Annotated in this window: 14 protein-coding genes and 1 tRNA gene; 10 read left to right on the top strand and 5 right to left on the bottom strand. The window is 37.0% G+C overall.

The window, feature by feature from the left end; genetic code table 11:
* Positions 1-746 (top strand): hypothetical protein (locus WC743_RS20220; RefSeq protein ID WP_373014958.1); only part of this gene is annotated, 746 nt, incomplete at its 5' end.
* Between the two features lie 54 nt (positions 747-800).
* Here the strand turns inward: WC743_RS20220 and WC743_RS20215 are convergent.
* Positions 801-1178: a hypothetical protein gene (locus WC743_RS20215; RefSeq protein WP_373014956.1), complete on the bottom strand. Its 378-nt coding sequence runs from the start codon at positions 1176-1178 to the stop codon at positions 801-803.
* Between the two features lie 486 nt (positions 1179-1664).
* Here WC743_RS20215 and WC743_RS20210 point away from each other — a divergent pair, with 486 nt between their 5' ends.
* The gene (locus WC743_RS20210) at positions 1665-2357 is read left to right on the top strand and encodes a hypothetical protein (protein ID WP_373014954.1); all 693 of its coding nucleotides are present in this window, start codon (positions 1665-1667) and stop codon (positions 2355-2357) included.
* Positions 2358-2405: 48 nt separating this feature from the next.
* Here the strand turns inward: WC743_RS20210 and WC743_RS20205 are convergent, their stop codons facing one another.
* Together WC743_RS20205 and WC743_RS20200 are read right to left on the bottom strand one after the other, a co-directional pair.
* On the bottom strand, positions 2406-3791 hold the full coding sequence (locus WC743_RS20205; protein ID WP_373014952.1) for a tetratricopeptide repeat protein: 1386 nt from the start codon (positions 3789-3791) through the stop codon (positions 2406-2408).
* A 156-nt stretch (positions 3792-3947) separates the two neighbouring features.
* Complete coding sequence (locus WC743_RS20200; RefSeq protein ID WP_373014950.1) at positions 3948-4148, bottom strand: hypothetical protein; 201 nt, start codon at positions 4146-4148, stop codon at positions 3948-3950.
* 374 nt (positions 4149-4522) lie between these two features.
* Between WC743_RS20200 and WC743_RS20195 the strand changes: the two genes are divergently transcribed.
* From WC743_RS20195 to WC743_RS20185, 3 genes are all read left to right on the top strand, one after another.
* Complete coding sequence (locus WC743_RS20195; RefSeq protein WP_373014948.1) at positions 4523-6220, top strand: tol-pal system YbgF family protein; 1698 nt, start codon at positions 4523-4525, stop codon at positions 6218-6220.
* Between the two features lie 145 nt (positions 6221-6365).
* On the top strand, positions 6366-7415 hold the full coding sequence (locus tag WC743_RS20190; RefSeq protein WP_373014946.1) for a serine hydrolase domain-containing protein: 1050 nt from the start codon (positions 6366-6368) through the stop codon (positions 7413-7415).
* Positions 7416-7698: 283 nt separating this feature from the next.
* Positions 7699-8076, top strand: coding sequence for a chorismate mutase (locus WC743_RS20185; protein WP_373014944.1), 378 nt, complete (start codon positions 7699-7701; stop codon positions 8074-8076).
* A 243-nt stretch (positions 8077-8319) separates the two neighbouring features.
* Here WC743_RS20185 and WC743_RS20180 read toward each other — a convergent pair whose 3' ends face one another.
* Together WC743_RS20180 and WC743_RS20175 are read right to left on the bottom strand one after the other, a co-directional pair.
* The gene (locus tag WC743_RS20180) at positions 8320-9072 is read right to left on the bottom strand and encodes a carbonic anhydrase family protein (RefSeq protein WP_373014942.1); all 753 of its coding nucleotides are present in this window, start codon (positions 9070-9072) and stop codon (positions 8320-8322) included.
* A 462-nt stretch (positions 9073-9534) separates the two neighbouring features.
* A tRNA-His gene (locus tag WC743_RS20175) sits at positions 9535-9608 on the bottom strand.
* A 118-nt stretch (positions 9609-9726) separates the two neighbouring features.
* Between WC743_RS20175 and WC743_RS20170 the strand changes: the two genes are divergently transcribed.
* From WC743_RS20170 to WC743_RS20150, 5 genes are all read left to right on the top strand, one after another.
* Positions 9727-11817: a heavy metal translocating P-type ATPase gene (locus WC743_RS20170; protein WP_373014940.1), complete on the top strand. Its 2091-nt coding sequence runs from the start codon at positions 9727-9729 to the stop codon at positions 11815-11817.
* 111 nt (positions 11818-11928) lie between these two features.
* The gene (locus tag WC743_RS20165; protein WP_373014938.1) at positions 11929-13191 is read left to right on the top strand and encodes an oligosaccharide flippase family protein; all 1263 of its coding nucleotides are present in this window, start codon (positions 11929-11931) and stop codon (positions 13189-13191) included.
* Positions 13184-14110, top strand: coding sequence for a glycosyltransferase family 2 protein (locus tag WC743_RS20160; RefSeq protein ID WP_373014936.1), 927 nt, complete (start codon positions 13184-13186; stop codon positions 14108-14110). The genes WC743_RS20165 and WC743_RS20160 overlap by 8 nt, the downstream gene beginning before the upstream one ends.
* A gap of 15 nt (positions 14111-14125) precedes the next feature.
* Positions 14126-15520, top strand: coding sequence for an O-antigen ligase family protein (locus tag WC743_RS20155; RefSeq protein ID WP_373014934.1), 1395 nt, complete (start codon positions 14126-14128; stop codon positions 15518-15520).
* Positions 15510-16208 (top strand): DapH/DapD/GlmU-related protein, encoded by a 699-nt coding sequence (locus WC743_RS20150; RefSeq protein WP_373014932.1) that lies wholly within the window; start codon positions 15510-15512, stop codon positions 16206-16208. The genes WC743_RS20155 and WC743_RS20150 overlap by 11 nt, the downstream gene beginning before the upstream one ends.
* Position 16209: the final 1 nt, after the last annotated feature.

The following is a 16209-nucleotide window of genomic DNA, read 5'->3' as shown; positions in this document are numbered from 1 at the left end:
CCCGGTTCAATACCTTCATCATAGAAAATTATTTACTACACATTGAAACTTCAGATAATAATACTGAACCAGTTCGTTACTTTCATAATGTGTTTCATAAGCTTAGTACCGGCTTGGGTGATTTTGGTAGCACTATTGAACAATTAAATTTCCCTTTAATTCAAAATAGGGTTTTGCATCTGCTTAAAAACTTGATTTCGGAATCGGTTTTTACCATATTTTTAATTGAAAAATCAATTGATGAGGAAAATATTGTTTTTAATATTAGATCCATTAAATCTGGTCAACTAGCTACTACAATTGAAAACATCCAAAAATATGGCACTTTATTCAAAAAAAAAGCTACTGAAATTGAAGCCGAAATCAATCAGTTCAAATCTGATTACCCAGATTATTTTGACGGTAATGGTCAATTAAAATACACACCCGTAAAGCTCACTTCTGAAGAGGCCTTTAAATATCTTATTGATAATACACAAATACCAGAACTGCGGGGCAAATTTATCCGCGCAGTTGAAAATCACAACTTCATAAATCTAAAACAGCTGGAAACCTTATCAGATAAGATCAGCAACCTGGATGTTGATGAAAACGATTTATTAAAAAAAGTAATTAGTTCTTTGGTTATTGTTTTATTAGCCTATTCTTATGCAGAACCATTTTTTAAAATGCCAAATCAAACAAGCAATGATTTTGCAAGACATATTGGTACATTAACTTTCTTACTTGCTCAAATAACTAATTAAAACCTTTTATACATTTTAGCTGAAAATGCGTTTGTATTAAACCCAATAGCATGGTTATTTTAATTGTAAATTTTTAACCTGTTTATTGCTGATAAGAATAGTATTATATTTTTCTAAAAGCTCAATATATTTATTCTTCCAATCCTCATCATCGTTATTTGGAAATGATAAGCTCATTTGACCCAAACATGGTTGCCTCACGTTATATATATTTTTAAAATCATCTTTAGTAAACAGTTCGGGAAACTCGTTTGAAAAATCATGTCTTATAATATAACCTATCCTGAAAATAATATCGGTTCTTAAATCCTTTTGATTAAACCAATTATAAATGGATCTTCTATTGACAGACAAGTTTGTGGCTAATTCAGTTATATTATACCCATTTTTCCTTACAATATATTCAACTATTTTACCATAATCTTTTTCCATAAATACTATACATTTAGACAAATTCAAATGTTTAACCATTATTTTATAAATACTACACTAAAAAGCTTCATAAATAAAAATTAATTTAATTTAATTTTTATTTATGATATTCTCACAAGAAAAATTGATGAAATTAACTTAAAAGAGACTTTTAAATTAATAAATATTTTTAATTAACAAAAATAACTATTAGATATTATTTAATTAGTAAGCCGGCATTAAATAACTTATATTTTTTACAACGTATGAAATGCATTACAATGGTATTCAAATATGGAGATGCTGCGGCCAAATCACTAATTACTATTCCGGATATTAATCAACAAGCGGACTCAATCTTTTCCAACAAAACCTATCTAAGTTCACTGTAATTAAGTTTTCCCTAATTGCAAATGTGAGAAAATGAGCAATAAATAATACCAATTACTCATTTTGGTATCCATACGTAATAAAGAGTATTTTTTATTCGATCATATATATAGCTTCATGAAAACATATATCATGAGGCTATATATTTTACTTATTATATGTAATATAATACTTACTAAAGTTACTGCGCAATCATTTCAATTTATTAATAACACAAAATCATCAGTGTTAACCAATAAGTATTTCTTTTACACTTCCACGCCAGACACGTCCCTAAATCGTTTAGTTAATTTTGAGCTTGGCTCTCTATCAGCGTTTTTTTTTATTAAACCTGCCTGTTATTATTATGATAGTCTGATCACGTTTTCTAAAGAGTTGGTTAAACCTAATTTTCAGGATGATAATGTTTATCTTGATCTTAATTTATTAAATAAAGAAACAAGCCAAACTTTAAAGAACAACAATATAATAATTATACTTACCCATCAATTTGCATGGATTATAGCTAAAAAATATAAATTAAACCTTTCTTTTCTGCAGCAAATTCTATTTACAGATTATATATCCGGAAGCTATATAGGCAACAAACACCGCTTTTTGAAAAAAAAGGAGAACTATTATGATTCTCAATCATTTTATTTAAGCTTTGGTGACGACGCTTCTGATTATCTTACCAAGGAATACAGAATATATAGTTTTCAAAAAGGCGAAACTGACTTTTTGAATGCCTATCAAAAAAGACGTGTATATACATTACGTGATATTATAAGCGAAGGAATAAATTTTGTTATGAGCCAGGATTTGCAGTAAAGGTTCAATTAATATATTATAAACGAAGCTTAGCTTTTTTAATAATTGCTACTCCGCATCAACCTGTATTTTTTCAGTATCTAAAGATTTTTGCGGCTTTGGGGCATGGGCTAATTTATCGCGCATCCATTCTGTAAGTTTGTGATGTGATGGTACAAGTATAGCCGCAACAAGTACAAGAATAAGCAACTCAAGTACCGGCAAATGATTGCTTATGCTCTGGATAAATGGATGAATAAAAAGGCTTATAAATTCAAAAACCAGTAACAAGCAAATCACGCTCATAAATTCAATTACTTTACGATGGGTCCGGCTTTTACTAAGCAGTAATAAAATCAAAAATAAAGTTGGGATAAAAATAGCAATGCCGATAAGCTGTAAATTAATTATTCTTTCTTCCGATTCGCGTCTTTTCTCATCAATGATCTCTTCTTGCCTTGCTGCTTCATTAAAACTTAGAATTTGTACCTGCTTTACTTTTTCAATATTAAACATACTATCTTTTGCGGCCATGGCGGCCTTTAGGTACATTAACTCCTTGCGTTCATTTCTACCCTGATACATTTGGGTTAACAAATTACCCGCATTATAAATAGCCACAGGATATTTTGCTATTTGCCCAGCTTTCAGTGCTTTTTTAGCGTAAAACAAACAAGAATCTTTCCGCCCGTTATTTTTATAAAGCAACGCCATACTGTTATAGGTATCAGCCAGGTTACTCTGATCATTCTGCTGCATTGCATAAGCCGCACTTAATCTATAATAATCTAATGCAAGCGCCTCATGGTTCATTTTATAGTGGACATCCCCTAAAATTGATAGTGTGCTTGGCAGCATGGCCTGATCGCCTAAACCCTGCTGTAATTGATAGGCGCGCATTTCAAAAGCAAGAGCAGAACCTATATTATTAAGTTTAATATAACAATTGCCAATGTTTGATAATACAATACTTAATAACTTTCTGTCTTGAAGCGATTCGGCAATAGCTTTTGCCTTAAAGTGATAGAATAGCGCCTTTTTATTATCGTTTTGATCTGAATATAAAATGCCTATATTATTTAGACTGGCAACTTGTCCCCGGAGATCATCATTTTTTTCACGTATTTTTAATGAATTGATAAGAAAATGCAGGGCACGGTCATATTTCCCATTTTTCCATAACACTACACCTGCCCTATTTAAACTATTAGCTTCACCAACAATGTTACCTGTATTTCTGGCAATAGTAAGGGCTTGCTGGGCATATATTAACGCACTGTCAGGATTAGATGGTTGTGCTTTTCTGCTTAAGTTAAGCAACAATGTAACCCGACTGGTATCATTTGCCGACGTTGCTGATTTTAATGGCGTAGAGGGCCTGTCCTGGGCATAAACTGGCACAGCTAAACCAATCAGCCAGCAAATAAAAATCGGCTTTATATATAATTGCAGCATAGCCTACTTTCAAGAAGTTAAATAAGGCAAAAATTACCGTAACACCCTCCTACTAAACCAGACACGCTTACCTGGTAAATAAAGGCATATATCTCCATATTGGCGCCCATTTAAGGCGCCGATAATTTAATAAGTGATGTGTAGAATAAGGTAGCTTCAGCCGCCAATAGGCGTATTTTTATCAACCCTTTGCTGGCGTGCAACCAAATTCTCTCCGTCATCAGCCGCGTTCCGATTTCTTCCTCCACCTATTGGTGTGTTTTTATCTCTGGCACTAGCTAAATTCGTGTCAAAAGAATCATCATTCAACTGATCATCTTCAGGAAGTTCTGAAGTGTTTTCTTCAATTATAGCCATGGTAAAAAATTAATATATATTTATAATTTATATAATTTACTATACATTACAATTATTTTGTTTAAAGTTAATCTATAGTAACCTAATAAACAAGTTTTTAACTTAAATTACTTTTATTTAGCTTATATTATAAACGCTTTGAAAAAAGCAATTTAAAACATAAATTTATTCACCAAACCAATGTTCGAAGAAAAGATTAAACATATTTTTAAATAATAGAGATATGTTACGGAATGCAATATAGAATCTGAAGATTCAATGAGGTACCGGCACAGCTCAGTCTCTATCTATAGCGATAATTTGCAGGTAAGGATTTATAAGCCGTAGATGCCTCATAAATATAATTTCTTGGCCAATTAAAGAGATGTCATACTATGAGAGTCTTATTTATACAACTGGCATTTTTCCTTTTATCATCGTTGATTTATGCTTCGTGCAAAAACAAAAACACAACCGCTTCAACGATTTTAATCAAGGATATGAACTTAAAAAGAGGGGAAGTTGCATTATGTGGTACAACCGATCAGCAATTAGGTTCCCTTGAATTTGAATTTTCCTGCAACAAAGAAGTAAAAGAAGATTTTGCCCTTGGTTTAAAGCTACTACATTCATTTGAGTATGACGAGGCTGAAAAAACTTTTGCAAAGATCATTTATAACCATCCCGAATGTGCTATGGCCTTTTGGGGCGTAGCTATGAGCAATTTTCATCCGCTTTGGGCCCCTCCTACCCAATCAGAACTAAAAAAGGGAGCAAAAGCAGTTAAAATAGCACAGGAAATTTCTCAAAAGTCAGATAGAGAAGAGCGATATATAAATGCTATTGCATCTTTTTATGATTCGTGGGATAAGGTGGATCATCGGAGCCGCTGCATCAAATTTGAAAAGGCTATGGAAACACTCTATGCAGCCTACCCGAACGATAATGAAGCCGCAATATTCTATGCCCTGTCATTAACTGCCGCAGCTGATCCTTCCGACAAATCATTTACAAAACAGAAAAAAGCAGGTTCTATCTTAAATAATCTATATCCAAATGAACCAAATCATCCGGGAATTATACATTATATTATTCATACCTATGACTATCCGGAACTTGCACAACTGGCCCTGCCAGCTGCCAGGAAATATGCTTCTGTAGCACCATCTTCGGCTCATGCCCTGCATATGCCGTCCCATATTTTTACGAGGCTGGGATTGTGGCGAGAAAGCATCAGTTCAAATATTGCTTCGGTTTCTTCTGCACGTTGTTATGCGGCAGCAGCAGGCATCAAAGGGCACTGGGACGAGGAACTTCATGGAATGGATTATTTAATGTATGCCTATTTGCAAAGGGGAGCAAACGACCTGGCAAAGAAACAATGGGATTATTTGAACACTATTGACGAAGTAAATCCTATAAATTTTAAAGTTGCTTATGCTTTCGCGGCAATTCCATCACGTTATTTGCTTGAAAACAGAATTTGGCATGAAGCAGCTAACCTAAAGGCGAATGATGAACATTTTTCATGGACGGATTTTCCATGGCAGAAAGCTATAATTCAATTTACCCGGCTAATGGGCTCTATAAATATTGGAAATATAGATTCGGCTAAGGTTGAATTAGAGGAACTGAAGAAGCAACATGATGAATTACTTAAACAGAAGGATATTTATAAAGCAGGCCAGATAGAAATACAAATAAAAACTGGTGAGGCCTGGATCTGGTTTAAAGAAGGAAAAAATGATGAGGCCATAGCGCAGATGAATTTTGCTGCAGATTTGGAAGATAAAACAGAAAAACATCCTGTAACGCCAGGAGAAGTAATTCCTGCAAGAGAATTATTAGGTGATATGCTCATGCAAATGCAAAAATGGGATAAGGCATTCGAAGCTTACCAGACAAACCTGAAAAAACACCCAAATCGTTTTAATGGCCTGTACGGTGCTGCAGTTGCAGCAGAAAATTTAGGCTATTTTAAAAAATCGAAGCTTTATTATACTCAACTAGTTAGGGTTGTTGATCAGAAAAATTGCCGCAGAGCGGAACTTGAAGCAGCTAAACAGTTCATTAAAGAACATCCTCAGTTGTGATTAAAGTCATAAGGTATCAACCTGGTTTTCCGCATCCTGTGAGGCTGCGGCCTAATTTAACAGAGAAACAGAGTTACAATCAATAAAAAACGCGGCTGTAACCAATCTGCTCTTTTAACTGTCTTAGTAGTATAATCATCATCATATGAAAAACTTGAGAGTGGTCATATTGCTCTTCTTCGTCATTGTGTTAACAAATGTCCGGTCGTGGGGGCAGGCTGCTGTAAAAATTTCTTTAAGTTGCCTTGATAGCATCCCGGCATGGATGGCAAAGAACAAAGTGCCAATTGTGGCAGCCTGTATTTTAGAAAATGGCCAAATTAAACAAGTGAAACTTTTTGGCAGGCTTAGTAATGGTAGCCCAGCCCAGTCAAACACATTATTTAATGTGGCTTCGCTGACCAAACCGGTAACGGCGCTGACTGTTTTAAAACTAATTGATGCCGGGCAATGGAACTTGGACGAACCCTTAGATAAGTATTGGATAGACCCGGATATAAAGGATGATCCGCGCCACCAAAAACTGACTACCCGGATAGTGCTTAGCCACCAAACTGGCTTTCCCAATTGGCGTTCGCAAAATCCGGCAAATAAGCTCGCTTTTCAGTTTACCCCCGGAACCAAATATGGCTATTCAGGTGAGGGTTTTGAATATTTGCGGCGCGCAGTTGAAGCAAAGTTCCATCGTAGCCTGCAGCAACTGGCTGATTCGGTCCTGTTTCGCCCGTTGCGTATGAGCAATACGCATTATGGTTGGAGCGATAAAATGGATAGTACCCGTTTCGCCGACCCGCATAGCAAAGACGGTTCATTGATCCCTATGAAAAAAAATACCAGCGTGGTTTCTGCAGATTGGCTGGTGACAACCATTGATGATTATGCTAAGTTTTCTATGGCGGTGCTAAACCAACAATTATTATCGCCGGGACTTTTCGGGCAAATGATAACACCCCAGGTAAAAATGGAGGGGCGACCCAAAGAAAATATGGGCCTTGGCTGGGAGGTGATGACACCTTTGGAAAACGGAGAATATTTGATCATGCATACCGGTTCAGACGATGGTGTAAAAACATTGGTTGCCCTGTTGCCAAAATCAAAACGCGGTATTATTTTATTTACAAACGGTAATAATGGATTTGCTATAATAAGAAGCGTTATAATTGAGGCTCTACATATCAAAGAATTAGAAAATTAATAGGGCTCTGTTGGTACACACATGCCTGGTGTGTTATTCAGTTCGATGTCGAATTATAAAAAATTAAAAGCCTTAAGTTGAAAGTTTTAAGGCTTTTTAGCCTTTGTGTCCTTTCAGGATCTTCATGAAAAGAGGCCCCAAAATTATTGAAGAATAATTATTATTTACCAATAATACTACGAAAATACGGTTGGTACCATCATTTGGTGCGGTTAGCTCTACCGGGCTAGTAATATACCATTTCCAAAAACTTTTTCGTTACTAACAGATACAAACATCAATTATGAAAAATAAAACTAATCGCTTATTTGTCCTTACTTTTTTAATGACGATGATAATGACAAGTTACCTTTTTGCACAATCCGGTCAGCCTAAAGCCACCGACCCTACCCTTGAAGTAGCCCGCCAAAAAATTGATTCTCTTGATAAAAAATTGATTGAAATACTTGGAGCACGGGAACGTGTAGTAAAGGAAATAGGGATTTATAAAGCAAAAAACAATATCCCTTCTCTTCAAGCCGCACGTTTTCAACAGGTGATTGATAAAGGGATAACAGCTGGTAAAAAAGAAGACCTCTCCCCTGCATTTATTATCGAGTTACTAAATGCCATTCATAAAGAAAGCCTGCGAATAGAAGACGCGTTGAAAGAAAACAAATAGCACTTAACAAAAAAGCCTCTCATTTTCAGCCTATGGTCGGTGTTATCACCGCACCATTTCATACCAAGCCTTATTATAACAAAGCACAAAAAAAGCCTCTCATTTTGATGAGAGGCTTTCGAGTGGATTACAGTGCAAAAGCCACACCGTTTTATTAATGAATTCATTGAAATTGGCAGTTTTGCAAAACTATCTGTATTCAGGATGTAATTGAATAATACCGGGCACATGGTAAATTCCCAATTAAAGAAATTCTACGGCTCCCGTATGCAGATCATAATAAGCGCCGACAATCTTGATATCTCCATGCTCTGACATTTCTTTAAGAATAGGGCTCTTAGATCTTATGGTTTGAATCGTATTACGAATGTTATTTTTCGTCACCAGTTCAACAAATGCAGGATTTTTACTGCTTTTTTCACCCGTAAAGCCAGACGAAAGCGCCACTGCAGGCTTAATTTTGGAAAGCATTGACGTAATATTTCCCAGTTTGACATCGTCTATCGCTGACTTAATGGCCCCGCACGATTCATGGCCAAGTACCAGGATTACTTTTGCCCCGGAAACCTTGCAAGCAAATTCCAAACTGCCCAAAATATCCACATTAGAAAAATTTCCGGCAACCCTCGCCACAAAGATATCTCCTATTCCTCTATCAAATACATCTTCAACTGGTATCCGGCTGTCCACACAGGAAAGGATTACGGCTTTCGGATATTGTCCTGCTGCTCCATCCCGTACCATTGCCGAATGATCACGTAAGGTAAGATCATTGCTAACAAACCTTTTATTACCGTCCGTAAGTGCTTTAATGATAAGCTCAGGAGTCAGCGCTTTTTGTTCAGATGCGGTCAGCACCTTTTCACGAAGAGGCTTTTTAGGAGTTTTACTGTCGGGGTCCGTTATTTCCTTTTTATTATTTGTTGCGTTACCGCATGAAAGTGCTAAAAAGGATATTGCTATTGCTGCAAACTTAAATGAATGAACCTTTTTCATAAGGTAAATGGTTTTTAATAAAAATACATATTAAAAATCATACAATTCAGTTTAACCTTTCCCTAAAAAATCATGTTTTAAAGTCCAAACATCTAACCACCAAGGCAGGCAACATTTTTAAATAAGAAGTCCTGCCATTTTCATGAGAGGCTTTTGGACGAATAACGAGTGTAAAGTTCGAACCAGTCTATCGATGAATTGATTGAAATAGGCAGCTTCTTAAATTCTTAAACATATTCACCTTTAGGTAAAAAACCACCTTCCGATCGCATGGATAAATCCTATACGATTTATCTAAACCGCTCGTGTACAGCATTTTGAAACAATAAAATACATTAACACATTGATTATCAACCGTTCATCAATATTCACGAGCGTTCATGGCGTTATGAACGTGAACACTTAGGGGTTAACGCCAGCATTGGGCACAAAAAAGCCTCTCATTTTCATGAGAGGCTTTTGGGTAAATGATGGGGCTCGAACCCACGACCCTCGGTACCACAAACCGATGCTCTAACCAACTGAGCTACATCTACCGTCTTGGAGGATGCAAAAATAGAAATCTTAACCCAATTTGCAAAGCTTTTTTAAAATTACAATGCGCTTACCTTAATTATTTAGAACGATTTTAATTAATGGGTATTTTTGTAATACATGTCAGAGCAATTGGTAGAATTGAATGTTACGGGAATGCATTGCAATAATTGTGCAATGAGCATTCATAAGTTATTGGAGAAGAAAGGCTTGCAAAACGTGCTGGTAAGCTTCGCATCCGAAGAGGTAAAATTCAGCACCTCTGATGAAACCGCCCTGCCTCAAATTATTAAAGAAATTGAAGGGCTCGGTTTTAAAGTTATAGATGATCTTAACCCGCACCAAACTTACTTTTATGAGAAAGTAGAGAACAAATTTATCTTTTGTGCCATCTTCACCGCTCCACTTCTGCTGCACATGCTGTTTCCATGGCACTTTTTACATAACCCCATTATTCAGTTAATGTTGTGTTTACCCGTATTTATTGTGGGGTGTATGCACTTTGGCAAAAGCGCCTTTAGTTCGCTTAAAAACGGCGTACCTAATATGGATGTGCTGATATTTATTGGTTCGGCTTCGGCATTTATTTACAGCCTGACAGGTACCATTCAGCATTTAGGCGAACATTACCTGTTTTATGAAACCTGTGCCACCATCATAACTTTAGTTTTGCTTGGAAATGTACTTGAGAAACGCTCGGTAAATCAAACCACATCAGCAGTAAAAGATTTGATGAAATTTCAGCAAGTTAATGCTAACCGTATTATTAAAGATGGCATTGAGATAGTTAACGCCAGGGAAGTACAAACTGGTGATATGCTGCTGGTGAATGAAGGAGACCAGATACCTGTTGATGGTGAAGTGCTGTCAGGCGATGCGTTGGTAAATGAGGCCATGATAACCGGCGAAGGCATCCCGGTGAGCAAAACAAAATATGATATGGTTATTGGCGGTACCATTGTGCAACAGGGTAACATTAAAATAATGGCTACAAAGGTTGGCAGCAATAGTGTGTTATCGCAAATTATTGATCTGATGAAAAAAGCCCAGGCAGCCAAGCCACCGGTACAGAAATTGGGTGATAGGGTAGCTTCCATTTTTGTACCTGTAGTAATACTGATAGCCCTGTTTACTTTTGTGATAACTTATTTTGCTACAAATACGGGTATGCAACAGTCGTTGATGAATGCCATTGCAGTACTGGTTATTTCGTGCCCGTGTGCTATGGGCCTGGCTACACCAACCGCGGTAATGGTAGGTTTAGGCAGGGCAGCTAAAAACGGCATTCTGATAAAGGGCGGTGATACTATTGAGGCGGTTGCCAATACTAAATACGTGTTATTTGATAAAACGGGGACTTTAACTAACGGAAAGTTTAGCATTAACCAGATCAAGGCCGAAGAGGGTTTTGACGAAGAACTCATACGTGGGGTAATTACAGCTATTGAAGAGCGGTCTAACCATCCTATAGCCAAATCGCTTGTAGCGGGCTTACAAGGCCAGTTGCAGCAAAAAGTGATACTACGTAACGTTAAGGAAGAAAAAGGCCTGGGCATGCGTGCAGAGGACATTAACGGCAACCATTATTTTCTGGGGACGGCTAAGCAAAAGACCAACGATAGTTTTAACCTGTCGCTTTACAAGAATCAGGTTTTAATGGCACAAATAGCCGTTGATGATACTATTAAACCAGATGCCGCCAGCCTGATAGCCCAGCTTAAAAAAGCAGGCATTACGCCGGTATTGTTAAGTGGCGATAAAAAATCGCGTTGTTTAGCAGTATCCAAAGCTATTGGTATTGAAGAGGTACATGCCGAAATGTTACCTGATGATAAGTTGAAAATAGTGGATATTTATCGCAAAAAAGGCAAAACCATTATGATAGGCGATGGCATTAACGATGCCCCTGCCCTTACCCAGGCTGATGTGGGTGTATCAATGAATGATGCAAGCCATATCGCCATCCAATCGGCAAAAGTTATATTGCTGAATACGGATCTGCAGTCGGTGGTGAAGTTTTTGCAGATAAGCAGGCATACTTTACTAACTATTAAACAAAACCTCTTTTGGGCATTTGCATATAATATCATTGCGATACCAATTGCCGCTATGGGTTTCCTCAATCCAATGGTAGGCGCTTTCGCCATGGCGTTTTCAGATGTGATCGTTATTGGTAATTCCCTGAGATTGAAAATAAAGAAGGTTAATTAAACGGATTATTTCCTTTTATCCAATGGTGATAAATGAGTAATTATAAACACCTAAGTTTTTTTGAAGAGGCCGTACAAATAAGCTAAATTTGACAGTTAGTAACCTGCAAATTTGAAACAACGCTTAATGGGCTCTTACAATAAGTTAAGGGAAACCAACATTATTTCTAACTTCTTCAACTTAAGCGGCATTCAGCTTTCCAATACCTTATTAATAGTGCTGAGCATTTTGGTAATTAGCCGTGTAGTTGGCATTACTGAATTTGGTATTATTATGTTCACCAGCCGTTTTGCACAACTTGCAGGTACAGTAATCAATTATGGCACCAACCAAACCGGCATAAGGGATATCGCGTTTAACCGGGATGATACTCATAAGCTAAGCATTGTATTTTATAGCACTTTATGGATAAGGGCGCTCATTTTTGCACTTTACCTGGTGGTACTATTTTGTTTGCAATTTACACCTGTGCCTTACTACATCTATATTGTGCTTTCTACGCCCATGGTTTTAGCAGAGGTTTTTAATCCATTGTGCTTTTTTAACGGTATCGAAAAATTGAAGATCTTTAATATTTACAATTTGTTATCAAATGTAATTTGTTTACTATCGTTGATACTTTTTATTAAAGGCTCACAACATGCTGGTTGGGTTAACTTTATATTGGGCATAGCTAATACTTTAATGTATTTAGGTTTACTCATTTATTTCAAATCAGTTCAAAAATTACCGTTTCAAATACCTGTAATATCAGGATTACTTAAAATAGTAAAGGATAACTTTTATCTCACCATAAATAATGTGTCTGTAAACCTGCAGCAAACCATTATTATATTTGTGTTACCTCTATGGGGTAATGCAGCCTTATTGGGCGCCTATACGCTGTGCGACAGAATTATTGGGCAATGCCGTATTTTGCTGATCACCATATCTAACGCATTGTACCCTAATGCTGCAATTATTTATAAGCAGAGTATTGAACAGTGGAATATCTACCGCCGCAAAACAAAATATCTTATAACAGGTATATTCTTTGCAGGCTCGTTACTGATATTTATACTGGCCGATTTTATAGTTTTCATACTGACCAAACAACACAATGAAACAGCTATACTATTTTTGAGGATTATGGCATTTGTACCCACCATATCCGCCCTGAATGTTTTAAATGTGCTTGATCAGCTTTTAAAAAACAATACCATTTATATATTCAGGATAGCGGTGATCCTGTTCTTTACCTCAATAATGGTGACTTTCTTACTATTAAATTCCGGACATAGCAAGTTTGTTGGGGCCTTTACCTTGATAGTTGAGTTATGTGCCTTGATGATGTACGAATACGTTATTAAAAAATCTTCCATCCAAAATGTCTAAGCAGGTTGCAGTAATTCTTTTAAATTGGAACACGCCCGTGCATACCGCTAATTGTATTGCATCGCTAAGGCAACACTGCAACCCGGAATTGTATAATATTATTGTTGCCGATAATGGATCATCAGACGGTTCATTAGCCACGTTACAGCGTCAGTTTGCCGATGTATTATTTATTGATAATGGTGAAAACCTCGGTTTTGCTGAAGGTAATAACAGGGCATTAATATACAGCATCAACCAGGGATATAATTACTCGCTTGTACTCAATACCGATACGGTTGTTGATGAGGATATCGTTACTAAGCTTAGCATACATTTAAACAAATATCCTGGTGCGGGGGCAGTACAGCCAGCTATTTATTGGATGCACGATAGAGCCAGAATATGGAACGGTGAAGGAAGTTTTAACAAACTAACAGGATCAATAATTTCTGATACTAAAGTACCGGCTTCAAACCAGGCTTTTAGCCAGGTAGAATGGGTTACGGGTTGTTGCATGCTCATAAGGAACAGCGCATTGGTTAAAAGCGGCTTATTCAACAAGCAATTCTTTTTATATTACGAAGATGTAGACCTTTCCTTCAGGCTGCGGGATGCAGGGTATGACCTTCATTATTTACCGTCATGTAAAATGTATCATGAGGCTGGGGTATCGGCTAAAGTAGCAGTCCCCAAAAAAGAAGGTACGTTGAGCCCGGTTATACATTATTATACCAGCCGCAATCATATTTGGATATTGCGTAGATATGGGAAGCCTGTATTTTATCCTATCTACATAATTTATTATGGTATTTACTATGCGGCTGTATTGGCATATTTTAAACTGCGTGGCCGTAACCAAAAAGCCGGTTATTTAATTAAAGGATTGAAAGAGGGGATTTCCACTCCAAAAAACCTAATTTGGCCCGACAATTATTAATAAGTACCATAAAGAATGTTCATTTTTCCACTGATCTATATAACTTCTTTTTTTGTAGCTATACGGGAAGTTTTTAAAGGAAACAGGCAGGCTGTACTTTTATTTTTAATTTTCGGCCTATCTATGTACACTACGGCAATGTCTGTTGCCTTTCTCCTGGGGTTGAAGGATATTATTCCGGCTTTTCAGTTTTTTAAAGAGGTGCTTATTATTAGTACATTGATTTTAAATATTGTAACTTTAAAATATCGCCCCCGCTTTAATTTAATTGATTATGCCATACTGGGTTTCTTACTTTATACTTTAGCGTATGCCATATTACCCATTGGTGAACAGAGTTTTATAAACAGATTAATAGCCTTTAAAAGCACATCTTTTTTTGTGGTAGTTTACTTTACCGGTCGGCTTTTTGATCCCAAAGACATCTACATTAACAAATACTTTAATTATATAGTACTACTAACCATTGCCGCGGGTGCCGTATTGATATTTGAATTAGTTATGCAGCGCCAGCTACAAACCATGACCGGCTATGCCGATTACAGCTATTACTTTTTCAACTTTGAACCAGGCGGGAACTACGGCTTAAGCTGGACGTTTGAATCGGAAGGTGGTTATATGCGCTTTGCCAGTTTTTTTGCTAACCCGCTTGAGCATGCTGCCGCTACCTTACTTGCTTTATCTATAATACTTGCTCTGTACACAAGAGACAATAACCGTTTTAATATTAATGTGGTAGGGACGTTTGCGTTAGGCGCCTCGTTTATATCTATAATATTCGCATTATCCCGTGCACCGTTGGCAAGCTATTTTTTAATCATATATGTATATGCGCTGCTTACCAAACGTAAATTCATTACCAATACAGTGCATTTCGGTATAGCCGTTGGGGTAGTTTATCTTATATATTTATTTACCCGTTTTGAAGATAACAAGTCGGGTATTATTGAGGTTATTATGAACACCATTGACTTTAGTAACCCATCGAGCGTTGGGCACGTGGTTGAATGGGTACAAGGTATTATGGCAATGGTTGAAAGCCCGCTTGGGCTTGGCTTAGGTACATCCGGACGGGTTGCGGGTAGCTTGGGCGAAAATGTAGGCGGTGAAAATCAGTTTATTATAATTGGTGTACAAGCCGGTGTAATTGCGTTATTTTTATATTTGTCCATTTACATTATGTTCATAAGGGCAAGCTTTAAATGGCTACCTAAATTAAAAGGGAAAGAAAGAAAAGTATGCTTTGCAGTTTTGCTTTTAAAGGTCGGTTTTTTAATTCCGCTGCTCACATCAGAAGTAGAATCATCTTCTTATATTTCGTATATGAACTGGCTCCTGTCGGGGCTATTGGTGAGTATGATCATGCGCCCCCGAAATGTTCCATTACAACCTGCAGCAAATGATAATTGAAAAATTAATAAGAAAACTAAAAGGTAACCCCGACTATAAATGGGAAAGCACCTACTCTGAAAGGGATCTGCTTAGTGTTACCAAAATTAGGTTTGCCCAGGTGATAAGAGGATTATGGCTTAGATTATTCTTAAAGAAATGCACAGGTTTGTTGTTTATTGGCAGCAATGTAAAAGTGCGTCATGGTTATCAATTAAGAGCAGGTAAAAATTTGATATTGGAAGATAATGTAAGTATAAACGCCTTATCGCTAAACGGCATCGTATTGGGCGACCAGGTCTCTATAGCTCGTGATTCCATATTGTTTTGCACCGGTATCATTGCCCAAAAAGGTACGGGTATAATCATTGGTGATAGAACCGGGATAAGCGCCAGGGCATATTTTGCGGGGCAGGGTGGCATTACTATTGGCAACGACGTAATAATGGGCCCTAACGTTCAAATATTTTCAGAGAACCATAATTATTCAAATATCAATATACTTATAAAAGATCAGGGTGTAACCAAACAAGCTGTTACTATTGGTAATAACTGCTGGATAGGCGGTGGTGCAACAATTTTATCCGGAGTTAATATTGGCGATGGTTGTATAGTTGCGGCTGGCAGCGTGGTAGTAAAATCTATACCTGCAAATTCAATTGTAGCTGGTGTACCTGCCAGGATTATCAAAAACCGGGAAGAGGTTTAAA

The organism is Mucilaginibacter sp. (assembly GCF_041660805.1).
In the GTDB taxonomy this organism is placed as follows: Bacteria; Bacteroidota; Bacteroidia; order Sphingobacteriales; family Sphingobacteriaceae; genus Mucilaginibacter.
This window is presented reverse-complemented; position numbering and strand designations above follow the sequence as displayed.

Excerpts from the sequence above, each read along its gene's own strand:
- WC743_RS20150 (WP_373014932.1), top strand. The coding sequence starts at position 15,510 with ATGATAATTGAAAAATTAATAAGAAAACTAAAAGGTAACCCCGACTAT.
- WC743_RS20195 (WP_373014948.1), top strand. The coding sequence starts at position 4,523 with ATGAGAGTCTTATTTATACAACTGGCATTTTTCCTTTTATCATCGTTG.
- WC743_RS20190 (WP_373014946.1), top strand. The coding sequence starts at position 6,366 with ATGAAAAACTTGAGAGTGGTCATATTGCTCTTCTTCGTCATTGTGTTA.
- WC743_RS20215 (WP_373014956.1), bottom strand. The coding sequence starts at position 1,178 with ATGGAAAAAGATTATGGTAAAATAGTTGAATATATTGTAAGGAAAAAT.
- WC743_RS20170 (WP_373014940.1), top strand. The coding sequence starts at position 9,727 with ATGTCAGAGCAATTGGTAGAATTGAATGTTACGGGAATGCATTGCAAT.
- WC743_RS20185 (WP_373014944.1), top strand. The coding sequence starts at position 7,699 with ATGAAAAATAAAACTAATCGCTTATTTGTCCTTACTTTTTTAATGACG.
- WC743_RS20180 (WP_373014942.1), bottom strand. The coding sequence starts at position 9,072 with ATGAAAAAGGTTCATTCATTTAAGTTTGCAGCAATAGCAATATCCTTT.
- WC743_RS20160 (WP_373014936.1), top strand. The coding sequence starts at position 13,184 with ATGTCTAAGCAGGTTGCAGTAATTCTTTTAAATTGGAACACGCCCGTG.
- WC743_RS20205 (WP_373014952.1), bottom strand. The coding sequence starts at position 3,791 with ATGCTGCAATTATATATAAAGCCGATTTTTATTTGCTGGCTGATTGGT.
- WC743_RS20155 (WP_373014934.1), top strand. The coding sequence starts at position 14,126 with ATGTTCATTTTTCCACTGATCTATATAACTTCTTTTTTTGTAGCTATA.
- WC743_RS20200 (WP_373014950.1), bottom strand. The coding sequence starts at position 4,148 with ATGGCTATAATTGAAGAAAACACTTCAGAACTTCCTGAAGATGATCAG.
- WC743_RS20210 (WP_373014954.1), top strand. The coding sequence starts at position 1,665 with ATGAAAACATATATCATGAGGCTATATATTTTACTTATTATATGTAAT.